This is a genomic window from Paracoccus denitrificans (assembly GCF_900100045.1).
Taxonomy (GTDB): Bacteria; Pseudomonadota; Alphaproteobacteria; order Rhodobacterales; family Rhodobacteraceae; genus Paracoccus; species Paracoccus denitrificans.
The window spans coordinates 18,319-30,982 of sequence record NZ_FNEA01000023.1 but is presented as its reverse complement, the minus strand read 5'-3'; the positions used below and the strand labels follow the sequence as shown (position 1 = coordinate 30,982).

General features: G+C 69.1%; 12 protein-coding genes. 10 read left to right on the top strand and 2 right to left on the bottom strand.

Annotated elements, in window-relative coordinates; genetic code table 11:
* Window positions 1-89 precede the first annotated feature (89 nt).
* From BLT64_RS18680 to BLT64_RS18655, 6 genes are all read left to right on the top strand, one after another.
* Complete coding sequence (locus tag BLT64_RS18680) at window positions 90-758, top strand: ankyrin repeat domain-containing protein (protein ID WP_049792410.1); 669 nt, start codon at window positions 90-92, stop codon at window positions 756-758.
* 11 nt (window positions 759-769) lie between these two features.
* Window positions 770-1,243: a nucleoside deaminase gene (locus BLT64_RS18675; RefSeq protein WP_011750480.1), complete on the top strand. Its 474-nt coding sequence runs from the start codon at window positions 770-772 to the stop codon at window positions 1,241-1,243.
* On the top strand, window positions 1,240-2,457 hold the full coding sequence (locus BLT64_RS18670) for a cyanate transporter (RefSeq protein WP_011750481.1): 1,218 nt from the start codon (window positions 1,240-1,242) through the stop codon (window positions 2,455-2,457). The genes BLT64_RS18675 and BLT64_RS18670 overlap by 4 nt, the downstream gene beginning before the upstream one ends.
* Window positions 2,458-2,485: 28 nt before the next feature.
* Window positions 2,486-2,911, top strand: a complete 426-nt coding sequence (locus BLT64_RS18665; RefSeq protein WP_011750482.1) for a GlcG/HbpS family heme-binding protein — start codon at window positions 2,486-2,488, stop codon at window positions 2,909-2,911.
* A gap of 164 nt (window positions 2,912-3,075) precedes the next feature.
* Window positions 3,076-3,813, top strand: coding sequence for a sulfite exporter TauE/SafE family protein (locus BLT64_RS18660; RefSeq protein WP_011750483.1), 738 nt, complete (start codon window positions 3,076-3,078; stop codon window positions 3,811-3,813).
* A 63-nt stretch (window positions 3,814-3,876) separates the two neighbouring features.
* A complete protein-coding gene (locus tag BLT64_RS18655) occupies window positions 3,877-5,115 on the top strand; it encodes an Hsp70 family protein (RefSeq protein WP_011750484.1) in 1,239 nt (412 codons plus the stop codon).
* 63 nt (window positions 5,116-5,178) lie between these two features.
* On the opposite strand, the gene BLT64_RS18650 is transcribed toward BLT64_RS18655, so the two are convergent.
* Window positions 5,179-6,075, bottom strand: coding sequence for a LysR family transcriptional regulator (locus tag BLT64_RS18650; RefSeq protein WP_011750485.1), 897 nt, complete (start codon window positions 6,073-6,075; stop codon window positions 5,179-5,181).
* A gap of 117 nt (window positions 6,076-6,192) precedes the next feature.
* Between BLT64_RS18650 and xdhA the strand changes: the two genes are divergently transcribed.
* From xdhA to guaD, 4 genes are read left to right on the top strand one after another with little or no spacing between them, the layout of a single operon-like run.
* Window positions 6,193-7,638, top strand: a complete 1,446-nt coding sequence (xdhA, locus tag BLT64_RS18645) for a xanthine dehydrogenase small subunit (RefSeq protein WP_011750486.1) — start codon at window positions 6,193-6,195, stop codon at window positions 7,636-7,638.
* Entirely contained in the window at window positions 7,635-9,947 is a 2,313-nt protein-coding gene (gene xdhB, locus BLT64_RS18640) for a xanthine dehydrogenase molybdopterin binding subunit (protein WP_011750487.1), read from the top strand. The genes xdhA and xdhB overlap by 4 nt, the downstream gene beginning before the upstream one ends.
* Window positions 9,944-10,687 (top strand): xanthine dehydrogenase accessory protein XdhC, encoded by a 744-nt coding sequence (xdhC, locus tag BLT64_RS18635; RefSeq protein WP_011750488.1) that lies wholly within the window; start codon window positions 9,944-9,946, stop codon window positions 10,685-10,687. The genes xdhB and xdhC overlap by 4 nt, the downstream gene beginning before the upstream one ends.
* Window positions 10,675-11,952: a guanine deaminase gene (guaD, locus tag BLT64_RS18630; protein ID WP_011750489.1), complete on the top strand. Its 1,278-nt coding sequence runs from the start codon at window positions 10,675-10,677 to the stop codon at window positions 11,950-11,952. The genes xdhC and guaD overlap by 13 nt, the downstream gene beginning before the upstream one ends.
* 187 nt (window positions 11,953-12,139) lie before the next feature.
* Here guaD and BLT64_RS18625 read toward each other — a convergent pair whose 3' ends face one another.
* Window positions 12,140-12,640: an acetone carboxylase subunit gamma gene (locus BLT64_RS18625; RefSeq protein ID WP_011750490.1), complete on the bottom strand. Its 501-nt coding sequence runs from the start codon at window positions 12,638-12,640 to the stop codon at window positions 12,140-12,142.
* Window positions 12,641-12,664: the final 24 nt, after the last annotated feature.

Below are 12,664 nucleotides of genomic sequence, written 5' to 3'. Positions count from 1 at the left end.
CGCATTGCCGCGATAGCCTGCGTCGGACCGATCCTTTCCCTGGTGTGCGGGTCGCGCCGCCGGGCCGGATCGCAGCAGCAAGGCAGGTCATGCGCAGGCTATCGGCGATCCTTTTCGCATTCTTCCTGGGCTTGTCCGGCCCCTTGCCCGGCCAGGCGCAGACCATGCACGAGACCGCCCTGTTCACCGCCGCCGCCGATGGCGATGCCTCGGCCATCCGCACGCTTCTGGCGCGTGGAGCGCCCGTGGACCTGCGCGACGCAAAGGGGCGCACGCCGCTGCTGGTGGCGACCCATGCCGACCGGGTCGAGGCGGCGCGGGCGCTGATCGAGGCCGGTGCCGACGTGAACGCCAGGGATGCCATCCACGACAGCCCCTATCTCTATGCCGGGGCGCGTGGGCATCTGGAAATCCTTGAACTGTCGCTGGCGCATGGCGCCGATCTGGCCAGCACCAACCGCTTCGGCGGCACGGCGCTGATCCCGGCGGCCGAGCGCGGCCATGTCGAGACCGTCCGCCGCCTGATCGAAGCCGGCGTCGATGTCGATCACGTCAACCGGCTGGGCTGGACCGCGCTGCTGGAGGCGATCATCCTGAGCGACGGTGGCCCACGCCAGCAGCAGATCGTCGATCTGCTGATCGCAGGGGGCGCCGATGTGAACCTGCCCGATGGCGAGGGGGTCTCGCCGCTGGCCCATGCCCGCCGCATGGGGTTCGACGCGATCGCGGCGCGGCTGGTCGCCGCCGGCGCAAGGTGAAGTGAGGGGCGATGTCCGATCAGGCGAAGCACTATCTGGAGCAGGCGGTGATGCTGGCGCATCGCAACGTGCAGGCTGGCGGCCGGCCCTTTGGCGCGGTGGTGGTGCGGGACGGCGAGGTGCTGGCCACCGGCGTCAACGAAACCGTCGCCACCCATGACCCGACCGCCCATGCCGAACTGGTGGCGCTGCGTGCCGCCGCGCTGCGGCTGGGCTCGCCCGATCTTTCGGCCTGCGTGGTCCATGCCAGCGGCCAGCCCTGCCCCATGTGCCTGGCGGCCATGCGGCTGGCCGGCGTGACCAAGGTGCATTACGCCTATTCGAACCAGGACGGCGCACCCTACGGCCTGTCCACGGCCGCGCTTTACGAAGAACTGGCCAGGCCCCTCGACCAGCAATCCATCGCCATCCGCCACCTGCCCGTGCGGCCCGAGGGCGCCGGCGATCTTTATGCCGACTGGAAAGCACGGCAGGAGCGGGCGTGAAGGCGAACAGGCAGCCGCTGATGCTGGCCGTGGTGGCCATGGTCGGGCTGGCGCTGCGGCCGTTCCTGACCGGGGTCGGCCCCGTCGCGACGCCGATCTCGGCCGAAACCGGCCTTTCCATGCAGGGCCTGTCGGCCCTGACGCTGCTGCCGATCCTGCTGATGGGGGCCGGGGCCTTTCTCGGGCCGGCGATCCAGGCGCGGCTGGGCGCGAAACGCGCCGCCGTGCTGGCGCTGCTGGTGCTGAGCCTGGGCTCGGGCCTGCGGCTCGGGGCGCATTCGGCGCTGGACATGCTGGGCTCGGCCGTGCTGCTAGGCGTGGGCGCGGCGGTGGTGCAGGCGGTGTTTCCCACCATCATCAAGCGCGAGTTCCCGCGCGGCATCAACCTGGCCATGGGGCTTTACGCCGCGATGATGATGGGCGGCGGCGCCTTCGGCGCGCAGGCCGCGCCGCTGATCGCCGCCTGGTCGGGAAGCTGGCGGCTGGCGCTTGGCTGGCTGGCCCTGCCCGCCGCACTGACCGCGCTGCTGGTCGCGCTGGCCCTGCCGCGCGAGCCGCGCAAGCCGCAGGGCAGCGGGCAAGGACTGTGGCGCTGGCTGCGCCTGCCGCGGGTCTGGCTGCTGATGGCCTGCTTCGGGTTGATCAACGGCGGCTATTCCTCGTCCGTCGCCTGGCTTGCGCCCGCATTCCAGGACCTGGGCTGGTCGGCGGGCGCCAGCGGCGGGCTGCTGGCGGTGCTGGCGGTGGGACAAGCCGTCTCGGCGCTGGTCACGCCGGTCCTGGCCAGCCGCGGCAGCGACCGGCGGCCGTGGCTGGGGATCTGCCTTGCGATGCAGGCGCTGGGCTTCGCCATGCTGGTCCTGCGCCCCGAGGCCGCACCCTATCCCATCGCCTTCCTGCTGGGCGCCGGGCTTGGCGGCTGCTTTTCGCTGATGATGATCGTGGCGCTGGACCACCTGCCCGATCCGGCGCAGGCCGGGGCGCTGGCGGCGCTGATGCAGGGCGGAGGCTTCCTGCTGGCCGCGATCCCGCCCTGGCTTCTGGCGCTGCTGCACGACCTGACCGGCAGCTTCACCCCCGGCTGGACGATGCATCTTGCCGCCGTGCTGGCGGTCTGCGTCCTGGCGCTGCGCCTGTCGCCGGCCAGCTATCGCGGTGCCCTGCGCCAACCCGACCCGCAAGGCGCCGGCCCGGGCGCAGCACCGGCCGAGTGAACGATTTCGACTAGGAGGAGGAAGAACCATGCTGACCATCACCCGACTGGACCAGGCGGATGCGCGCCTGCTGATCGCCGGCGCCGAGGCCCATGCCCGCGAGATCGGCGTGCCCATGTGCATCGCCGTCACCGACGAAAGCGGCCAGCTTCTGGCCTTTTCGCGCATGGATGGCGGCAAGGTGACATCGGCCACCATCGCCGTCGACAAGGCGTTCACCGCCGCGGCCGCGCGCAAGGCCACGCATGAATACGGCGCCGCCAGCCAGCCGGGCGCGCCGGCCTGGGGCATCTCCTCGGCCATCGGCGGGCGGCTGATGGTGGTGGGCGGCGGGTTGCCGGTCGATCACGACGGCCAGACCGTCGGCGGCATCGGCGTCTCGTCCGGCACGCCGGCCCAGGACCAGGCGGTGGCGCAGGCCGGCATCGACCATTGGCGGGCGCATCGCGCCTGATCGCCGAGGGACGGGGCCGGGCAGGACCGGCCCGTTCCCATCGGGCCACACCATGCGGGCCGCCGGCCGGACCCGGTCTGGACGCCGGCCGGCACGCCGGCTAAGGCAGGCGCGTTCTCCCGTGTCCCAAGGCGCGGGATCGCCTTACCTGCCTGCAAGAGAACATGCTGCTCTGGTTCCTGCCCATCGCCGCGGCCGTCTTCGGCGCAGCCATCCTGCGCGGCCTGACCGGCTTTGGCTTCGCGCTGGCGGCGGTGCCGCTGATGTCGCTGATCATCGAGCCCCGCATGGCGGTGGCCAGCACCATCCTGCTGCAGGTGATGATCGGCTTTCACGACCTGCTGCACCTGCACGGCAGCTATGACCGCGCAGCCGTGCTGCGGCTGTCGCTGGGCTCGATGCTGGGGATGCCCTTCGGCATCGCAGCGCTGGCGCTGTTCGACCCCGATGCCGGGCGGCTCGCCATCGCGGCGATCTCGCTGGCCGGACTTGGCATGATGCTGCGCCAGCCGCAGCGCCGCGTGGCGCCGGGCCCCGGCGTGACGCTGGCCGCCGGGGTGCTGTCGGGCCTGTTCGGCAGCCTTGCCGCGATGCCCGGCCCGCCCACGGTGGCCTATTTCGTCGCCAGCGGCACCCCGGTCGCCCGCGCCCGCGCCTCGATGATGATCTTCTTCTTCGTCTCGGCGCTCATCACCCTGCCGGGACTGGCGGTCGCCGGGGCGGTGGACCTCGCCACGCTGGGGCTCAGCCTCGCGCTTTTGCCCCTGCTGGTCTCGGGCACATGGGTCGGCGGGCGGCTGTTTCTGCGGCTGGAGGCGCGGCATTATCGCGGCCTGGCGCTTGGCGTCATGGCGCTGGCGGCCGGGCTTGCCGGCGCGCGGGCGCTGGTCGGGATGCTCTGACCCCGCTTGCACCCTGCCGCGCAAAGGGCTACCAGCCCGGCCTTTGCGGACAGGGGCACGGAAATGCGCAACGACATGCTCGCCATCGATTTCGGAACCTCGAACTCGGCCGCCGCGATCCTGCAGGACGGTCGGGTGCGGCGCATCGCCATCGAGCCGGGAACCGAGACCCTGCCGACCGCCGTGTTCTTTCCGGCGCGCGGCGGCGCCATGCGCATCGGCACAGCGGCGGCCGAGGCACTGACCGAAGGGGCCGAGGGCCGCTACATGCGGGCGCTGAAAAGCGTGCTGGGCACTGCGCTTTTCCACGAATCGCGGCTGATCGCCGGCAAGCGCCGCACGCTGGCCGAGATCGTCGCCGCCTTCCTTACCACCCTGCGCGAGCGGGCCGAGGCGGCGACGGGCCAAGGCTTTCGCGGCGCGCTTTCCGGCCGGCCGGTGCATTTCCACTCGAACGACCCCGGGCGCGACGCGCAGGCCCAGGCCGACCTGCGCGGCTGCTATCTGGCGGCGGGCTTCGACGAGGTCGCCTTCCTGCCCGAGCCCGAGGCGGCGGCGCTGGCCAGCCACGGCCTTGGCCGGGCGGGCGAGATCGGGTTGATTGTCGATATCGGCGGCGGCACCTCGGATTTCTCGGCCTTCCGCAGCCGGGGCGACGGCTTGCAGATCCTGGCCAATCACGGCATCCGGCTGGGCGGCACGGATTTCGACCAGCAGGTCTCGCTGAGCCATGCCATGCCGGTGCTGGGCCATGGCGGGGAACTGCGGCGCGCGATGGGCACGGGGCTCTTGCCGGTGCCGAATGCGATCTATGTCGATCTGGCGACCTGGGCGAAGATCCCCTTTCTGTACGTCCCCGAGACGCGGCGCATGGCCGCCGACATGGCCCGCATGGCGGTGGACCGCGCCGCGATGGTGCGCCTTGTCACGGTGCTGGACGAAGAGTTGGGCCATGAGCTGGCCTTTGCCGTCGAGCGCGGCAAGATCGCCGCCAATGCCGGCGAGGGCGCACGGATCGCCATGGGCTTCGTCGAGCCGGGGCTGGCGCCGCCGATCTCGCCCGCATCGCTGGACGCGGCGCTGTCGGGCTATCGCGCCGATCTGCGCGAGGCCGCCGCCGAGACGCTGCGGCTGGCCGGGATCGCGCCGGCCCAGGTCGGCAGCGTGATCCTGGTCGGCGGCTCCAGCCTGATGGGCCTGGTCGCCGAAGAGGCGCTGCGGCTTTGCCCCGGCGCGCAGCTGCGCCGCTCGGAAGCCTTTACCGCCGTGGTGGACGGGCTGGCGCTGGCGACGGCACGCTGACGGCACCCGCCCTGCGGGGATCGGGGAACGGCCTCACCCCCGCCGTGGCCGGCCTGCCGCTCCTCAGGCGAACATCCCCCGCACCTCGCGGGCGATGAAATCCGCAAACAGCCGCACCTTGGGATCCTGCAGGCGCCGATGCGGCGTCAGCACCCCGAATTGCGAAGGGGTCGGCGGGTATTCCGGCAGCACCTCGACCAGCCGCCCCGAGGCGAGATGTTCGGCCACCTCGTAGCGCGGGCGGTTGACGATCCCCCTGCCCCCCAGCGCCCAGGCGCTGAGCACGTCGCCGTCATCGGCGTCGAACTTGCCGTTCACCAGCATTTTCTGCGGCCCCTCGGGGGTTTGCAGCACCCAGTAATATTCCGGGCTGCGCGGATAGCGCAGCAGCAGGCAGTTATGCGCGGTCAGGTCCTCGGGACGCTCGGGGCGGCCGTGCTGCTCCAGATAGGCCGGGGTCGCCACCAGCACCCGCCGGCATTCCGCGATCCGCCGCCATTTCAGCGCCGAATCCTGCGGCTCGCCCAGGAAGAAGGCCAGGTCGATCCCGTCCGCGATGATGTCCACGTTGCGGTCCGATAGCCGCAGCCGCACCTCGACCCCCGGATATTCGTCGCAGAACTTCGGCACCAGCGGCGCGATCAGCCGCCGCCCCAGGCCCAGCGGCGCCGTCACCCGCAAGGCGCCATGCGGCATGCCGGAAAAGCCCGAGACCACCGCCTCGGCCTCGTCCAGCGTCTCGATCACCCGGCGAGCATTGTCGTAGAAGGCGCGCCCCACCTCGGTCGGCACCAGCTTGCGCGTGGTGCGATTGAGCAGCCGTACCCCGTATCGCGTCTCCAGATCCTTGATCCGGTTCGAGGCGACCGCCGGCGACATGCGCAGGTCGCGACCGCCGGCGGTGATCGAGCCCAGCTCGACCACGCGGACGAAAACCCGCAGACTTTCAAGATATGGCATGGCTTCAACCCGCCTCTTTCAAGGAATCGCTGAAAGTCTTATGCTCAATCCGAGATTTCGCAAAGAGCAATTCGCATCTAGGCTTTTCCCATACCCAGCCATGCGAGCGAGGACCGAATGGGCCACGAATTGCGCTTTCTTCTGAACGACACCGAGATCAGCCTGACCGAGGCGGGCTCGCGCGACACACTTCTGGACTTCCTGCGGCTCAATCGCCGCCTGACCGGCACCAAGGAGGGCTGCGCCGAGGGCGATTGCGGCGCCTGCACCGTGCTGGTCGGCCGGTTGCACCAGGGCCGGCTGCATTACGAGCCGATCAACGCCTGCATCCGCTTCCTGGCCTCGTGCCACGGCTGCCATGTCGTCACCGTCGAGCATCTGCGCGGCGCTGATGGCGGGCTGCACCCGGTCCAGGCCGCCATGGTCGAGCATCACGGCAGCCAGTGCGGCTTTTGCACGCCGGGCTTCGTCATGGCGCTTTACGGGCTGTGGATGTCCGATCCGCATCCCGACATGCTGGCGATCGAGACCGCGCTGCAAGGCAACCTGTGCCGCTGCACCGGCTACGAGCCGATCGTGAAGGCGGCCTTCGCGGCCAGCGAGGCGGGCGGGCAACACATGGATGCGCTGACGGTCGAGCGCGACCGCATCACCGCCGCGCTCGATGCCATTCCGCGCGAACGCGTCGAGGTGGCGCGCGGCGAGGATCGTGCCATCCTGCCGGCCGATGCCGCCGACCTGGCGCAGGTCCTGGCCGAGAACCCCAAGGCCACCATCGTCGCGGGCGCGACCGACGTGGGCCTGTGGGTGACGAAATTCCTGCGCAACATCTCTCCGGCCGTGTTCATCGGCCATCTGCAGGATCTCAAGAGGATCGAGATCGCCCCCGGCCACATCACCATCGGCGCCGGCGTGACCTATTCCGAGTTCGAGCCCTTCCTGCGCGAGCATTTCCCCGAGGCGGTGGATTACTGGCTGCGCATCGGCGGCTGGCAGGTCAGGAACGCCGGCACCATCGGCGGCAACGTGGCGAACGGCTCGCCCATCGGCGAGACCCCGCCGCTGCTGATCGCGCTTGGCGCGAGCCTGCGGCTGCGCAGCGCCGAGGGCGCACGCGAACTGCCCATCGAGGACTACTTCATCGAATACGGCAAGCAGGACCGCCGCCCCGGCGAGTTCGTGGAATCGATCACCGTGCCGCTGAAAGGCGAGGCCAGGATCGCCGCCTACAAGGTCTCCAAGCGCCATCACGCCGATATCACCGCCTCGGCCGCCGCCTTCCGGGTGGAAACCGACGGCGCCACGATCATCGACGCGCGCGTGGCATTCGGCGGCATGGCCGCGACACCGAAACGCGCCACCCAGGCCGAGGCGGCGCTGAAGGGCCAGCCCTTCACCGCCGAGACCTTCGAGGCCGCCGCGCGTGCGGTCGCAAACGACTTCCAGCCGCTCAGCGACTGGCGGGCCAGCAAGGAATATCGCCAGCAACTCGCCGCCAACTTCTTCCGCCGCTTCTGGCTTGAACAGCAGGGCGCAGACCACCGCCTGAGGAGGGTCGAATGAAACAGGACGTTTTCGTCAAGGGCGCCGCCCATACGCCCATCATCCACGATTCGGCCGTGAAACATGTCACCGGCCTGGCCGACTATACCGACGACCTGCTGGAGCCGGTCGGCACGCTGCACGCCTATCTGGGGCTTTCGACCGTGGCGCATGGCCGCATCGTCGGGATGGACCTCGACGCGGTGCGCAAGGCCCCCGGCGTGCATCTGGTGCTGACCGCCGCGGACATTCCCGGCCATAACGACATCTCGCCCACCGGACTGCACGACGAGCCGCTGCTGGCCCAGGACGAGGTGCAGTTCCACGGCCAGCCGATCTTTGCCGTGGTGGCCGAGACCCGCGACCAGGCCCGCCGCGCCTGCCAGCTGGCCCGCGTGGAATACGAGGAACTGCCCTTTGCCATCGATGCAATCTCGGCCCGCGACGCCGGCATGGGCTATGTGACGAAGCCCCTGAAGCTCAAGCGCGGCGACATGGCTGAAATGGACCGCGCGCCCCGGCGCATCGAAGGCCGGCTGACCGTCGGCGGGCAGGAACATTTCTACCTGGAAAGCCAGATCGCCTTCTCGATCCCGGGCGAGGACGACGAGGTCGTCGTCAACGTCTCGACCCAGCATCCCAGCGAAGTGCAGCACATGGTCGCCCATGTGCTGGGCGTGCCCTCGAACGCCGTGGTGGTGAACGTGCGGCGCATGGGCGGCGGCTTCGGCGGCAAGGAATCGCAGATGAACCCGTTCGCCTGCATCTCGGCGCTGGCGGCCAAGAAGCTCAAGCGCGCCGTCAAGCTGCGCCCCGACCGCGACGACGATTTCTCGATCACCGGCAAGCGCCACGACTTCGTCATCGACTATCGGGCGGGCTATGACGAAACCGGCAAGATCCACGCCGTCGATGCCGATTTCTATGCCCGCTGCGGCTTTTCCTCGGATCTCTCGGGCCCGGTGACGGATCGGGCGCTGTTCCACGCCGACAATGCCTATTACTACCCGGCGGTCGAGCTGCGCAGCCATCCGATGAAGACCAACACCTGCTCGAATACCGCCTTCCGCGGCTTCGGCGGCCCGCAGGGCGTGGTCATGGCCGAGCGCATCGTCGAGGACATCGCCTATGCCCTTGGCCGCGACCCGCTGGAGATCCGCAAGCTGAACCTTTACGAAAACGGCCAGCTCACCCCCTATCACCAGGAGGTCGAGGACCAGATCCTGCCCCGCATCTTCGAGGAGCTGGAGGCCAGCAGCGACTACCACGCCCGCCGCCAGGCCGTGCTGGACTGGAACGCCCGTGCGAAGGAACAGGGCGGCGCGATCCGCAAGGGCATCGCGCTTACCCCAGTCAAGTTCGGCATCAGCTTTACCGCGACCTGGTACAACCAGGCCGGTGCGCTGATCCACATCTATTCGGACGGCTCGATCCACCTGAACCACGGCGGCACCGAGATGGGCCAGGGCCTGAACACCAAGGTCGCGCAAGTGGTGGCCGAGGCGCTGGGGGTCAGCATCGACCGCATCAAGATCACCAAGACCACGACCGAGAAGGTGCCGAACACCTCGGCCACCGCGGCCTCGTCGGGCTCGGACCTGAACGGCATGGCGGCGCTGGACGCCTGCCGGCAATTGATCGAGCGGCTGACCGCATTCGCCGCAGAAGCCAGGGGCGTGCCGCCGGAACTGGTCAACATCGGCGAGACGGTGCAGATCGGCACCGAGGAAATGCCCTTCGAGGATTTCGTCAAGACCGCCTATCTGGCACGCATCCAGCTGTCGGCCGCCGGCTTCTACAAGACGCCCAAGATCCACTGGAACCGCGATACCGGGCAGGGCCGGCCGTTCTATTACTTCGCCTATGGCGCCGCCTGCTCCGAGGTCTCGGTCGACACGCTGACCGGCGAATATGTCATCGAGCGCGCCGACGTGCTGCATGACGTGGGCCGCAGCCTGAACCCGGCGCTGGACAAGGGCCAGGTCGAGGGCGCCTTCGTGCAGGGCACCGGCTGGCTGACCAGCGAGGAACTGTGGTGGGACGACAAGGGCCGGCTGCGCACCCATGCGCCCTCGACCTACAAGATCCCGCTGGCCTCCGACCGGCCCAAGGTCTTCAACGTCGACCTGGCCGACTGGTCGGTGAACCGCGAGGCGACGATCAAGCGCTCCAAGGCCGTGGGCGAGCCGCCCTTCATGCTGGGCATCTCGGTCTTCCAGGCGCTGAACATGGCCGTCGCGTCGTTCAACGGCTATGCCGAGAACCCGCGCATCGACGCGCCCGCCACACCCGAGCGCGTGCTGATGGCCATCGAGCGGCTGCGGCCATGATCCGGGTCGAGATCACCCGCACGCGCGGCTCCTCCCCGCGCGAAAAGGGGGCGGCGATGTTCGTCGCCCCCGAGGGGCTCAGCGGCACCATCGGCGGCGGCCAGCTGGAATACATGGCCATCGACCGCGCCCGGCAGATGCTGGCGCGCGGCGAGGCGCAGGCCATGATGGACGTGCCGCTGGGCCCCGAGATCGGCCAATGCTGCGGGGGCCGGGTCGAGCTTACCCTGACCCGCGTGGCCGAGGCCCCCGCCGGCCCCGAGCATCCGCAGGTGCTGATCTTCGGCGCCGGCCATGTCGGCCGGGCGCTTGCCAAGGCGCTGGCATTGCTGCCCTTGCGCCCGGTCCTGATCGACCAGCGCGCCGGCGAACTGGCGCAAGCGACCGGCGAGACCCGCCTGACGCCGCTGCCCGAGGCCGAGATCCGGCAAGCGCCCTTCGGCACCAGCCATATCATCGTCACCCATGACCATGCGCTGGACTTCCTGCTTGCCGCCGAGGCTCTGCGCCGCATGGACGCGCCCTATATCGGCATGATCGGCAGCAAGACGAAGCTGGTGCAGTTCCGCCGCTTCGCCCGCGCCCAGGGGCTCGACACCGACCGGCTGACCTGCCCCATCGGCGCCGGCTGGTCGCGCGACAAGCGCCCCGAGGTCATCGCCGCCTTCACCGCCGCCGAGATCATCGGCCGGCTGACCGAAACCGTTTCACCGTTCGAAAAATACTCATGCGACAGCTGATCCGGGGGCGCACGCTCTCCTTCCACGCCGACCCGGTCGAGGTCGAGAACGCCTTCACCTATCACGAGGACGGCGCCATCATCACCCAAGACGGCAAGATCGTCGCCATCGGCGACTATGCCGCGCTGCACGAGCCGGGCCTGCCGGAAATCGACCACCGGCCGCACCTGATCCTGCCGGGCTTCATCGACACCCATATCCATTTCCCGCAGGTGCAGGTGATCGCCAGCTGGGGGGCGCAGCTTCTCGACTGGCTCAACACCTATACCTTCCCCGAGGAATCGCGCTTTGCCCAACAGGGCCATGCGCCGCTGATGGCCGAAAAGTTCCTCGACCTGCTCCTCCAGCACGGCACGACCACCGCCGTCGCCTTCTGCTCGGTGCATCCGCAATCGGCCGAGGCGCTGTTCTCGGCCGCCGAGGCGCGGGGCATGGCGATGATCGCCGGCAAGGTGATGATGGACCGCAACGCCCCCGAGGCGGTGCTGGACACGCCGCAGCAGGGCTATGACGACAGCAAGCGGCTCATCGAGAAATGGCACGGCCGGGGCCGCCAGCGCTATGCCATCACCCCGCGCTTCGCCATCACCTCGACGCCCGAACAGATGCGGATGACCGGGCAACTGGTGCGCGAACATCCCGACTGCCACATCCAGACGCATCTGTCCGAGAACCGCGACGAGATCGCCTTCACCCTCAGCCTCTATCCGCAGGCGCGCGACTATCTCGACATCTACGAGACCTACGGGCTCCTGTCGGACAAGCTGCTGCTCGGCCATTCCATCCACCTGGAGCCGCGCGAGATCGCCCGCATGGCCGAGACCGGCAGCCGGGCGGTGTTCTGCCCGACCTCGAACCTGTTCCTCGGCTCGGGGCTTTTCGACGAGGCGGGCTTGCGCGCGGCGGGCGTGGTCAGCGGCATCGCCACCGATGTCGGCGGCGGCACCAGCTATTCCATGCTGCAAACCCTGAACGAGGGCTACAAGATCCTGCAACTGCGCGGCCAGAAGCTGCATCCATTCGCCGCCTTCCATTGGGTCACGCGCGGCAATGCGCTGGCGCTCGGCATGGCCGAGCGGATCGGCACGCTGGACCCCGGCAGCGATGCCGACCTGGTGGTGCTGGACAGCCGCGCCACGCCGGCGATGGCGCTGCGCATGGACCGCGCCGAAACCCTGGCCGAAGAGCTGTTCATCCTGCAGATCCTCGGCGACGACCGCGCCATCGCGCAGACCTATGTCGCGGGGAAACCCATGCTCGGCTGAACCGGGTCCATGGGCCGGGACATCGGCCGGGTCGTCGCAGATCCCGCAATCCCAGCCGTTTACGACAGGCGCCTTCATGGTTCCCGTGGGGGGCGGCGGGTGCCTCGGCCGGGGTCAGCGGGAACGCAAACAGTGGGGCGCCCGATTTCCGGGCGCCCCACTCCGGGGACTGAGTTCGGGGGACGTCTCAGGCCCGTTCAGGAACCGCCATGCCAAGCCAATCCTTGTAGAAGGTGTCGATATCCGGCTCGAAATCATGGATCACCGGATACCAGGGCGTGGGGGCCTCGACATCCAGCAGGTCGCCCGAGATCGGGCAGAAATATTCGCGGATCACCTGCCAGTCCGGCGAAGGTGCCATCAGGCGGGGATAAAGCTCCTCCATCTTTTCGGCGGTCTCGCGCACGCGGATCCGGGCATGCAGCTTCCAGTTCTGATCCCATTCGCAGAAATCGTGGCCGGCCTGGCTGCGGATCATCCATTTCCTGTCCGACTTGCGCTGGACGATATACAGCTTGGGGCCAAGCGGCAGGATGATGGGATCGTCCCATTCCACCTGCTCCTGCAGGATCTCGATATAGGTCTGGAACCTCTCCTTGTCCTTGGGGGTGGAGAGCATGGTGTGCAGCGTATCGCGGTCGATCTTGCCGTCCACCAGGTCTTTGATCTTGGTCTTGGTATAGGCCATGGGAACCTCCGTCTGACTGGCCTT

Coding starts and splice junctions, on each gene's coding strand:
- BLT64_RS18625 (WP_011750490.1), bottom strand. CDS start 12,640: ATGGCCTATACCAAGACCAAGATCAAAGACCTGGTGGACGGCAAGATC.
- BLT64_RS18680 (WP_049792410.1), top strand. CDS start 90: ATGCGCAGGCTATCGGCGATCCTTTTCGCATTCTTCCTGGGCTTGTCC.
- BLT64_RS18660 (WP_011750483.1), top strand. CDS start 3,076: ATGCTGCTCTGGTTCCTGCCCATCGCCGCGGCCGTCTTCGGCGCAGCC.
- guaD (WP_011750489.1), top strand. CDS start 10,675: ATGCGACAGCTGATCCGGGGGCGCACGCTCTCCTTCCACGCCGACCCG.
- xdhC (WP_011750488.1), top strand. CDS start 9,944: ATGATCCGGGTCGAGATCACCCGCACGCGCGGCTCCTCCCCGCGCGAA.
- BLT64_RS18665 (WP_011750482.1), top strand. CDS start 2,486: ATGCTGACCATCACCCGACTGGACCAGGCGGATGCGCGCCTGCTGATC.
- xdhB (WP_011750487.1), top strand. CDS start 7,635: ATGAAACAGGACGTTTTCGTCAAGGGCGCCGCCCATACGCCCATCATC.
- BLT64_RS18655 (WP_011750484.1), top strand. CDS start 3,877: ATGCGCAACGACATGCTCGCCATCGATTTCGGAACCTCGAACTCGGCC.
- BLT64_RS18650 (WP_011750485.1), bottom strand. CDS start 6,075: ATGCCATATCTTGAAAGTCTGCGGGTTTTCGTCCGCGTGGTCGAGCTG.
- xdhA (WP_011750486.1), top strand. CDS start 6,193: ATGGGCCACGAATTGCGCTTTCTTCTGAACGACACCGAGATCAGCCTG.
- BLT64_RS18675 (WP_011750480.1), top strand. CDS start 770: ATGTCCGATCAGGCGAAGCACTATCTGGAGCAGGCGGTGATGCTGGCG.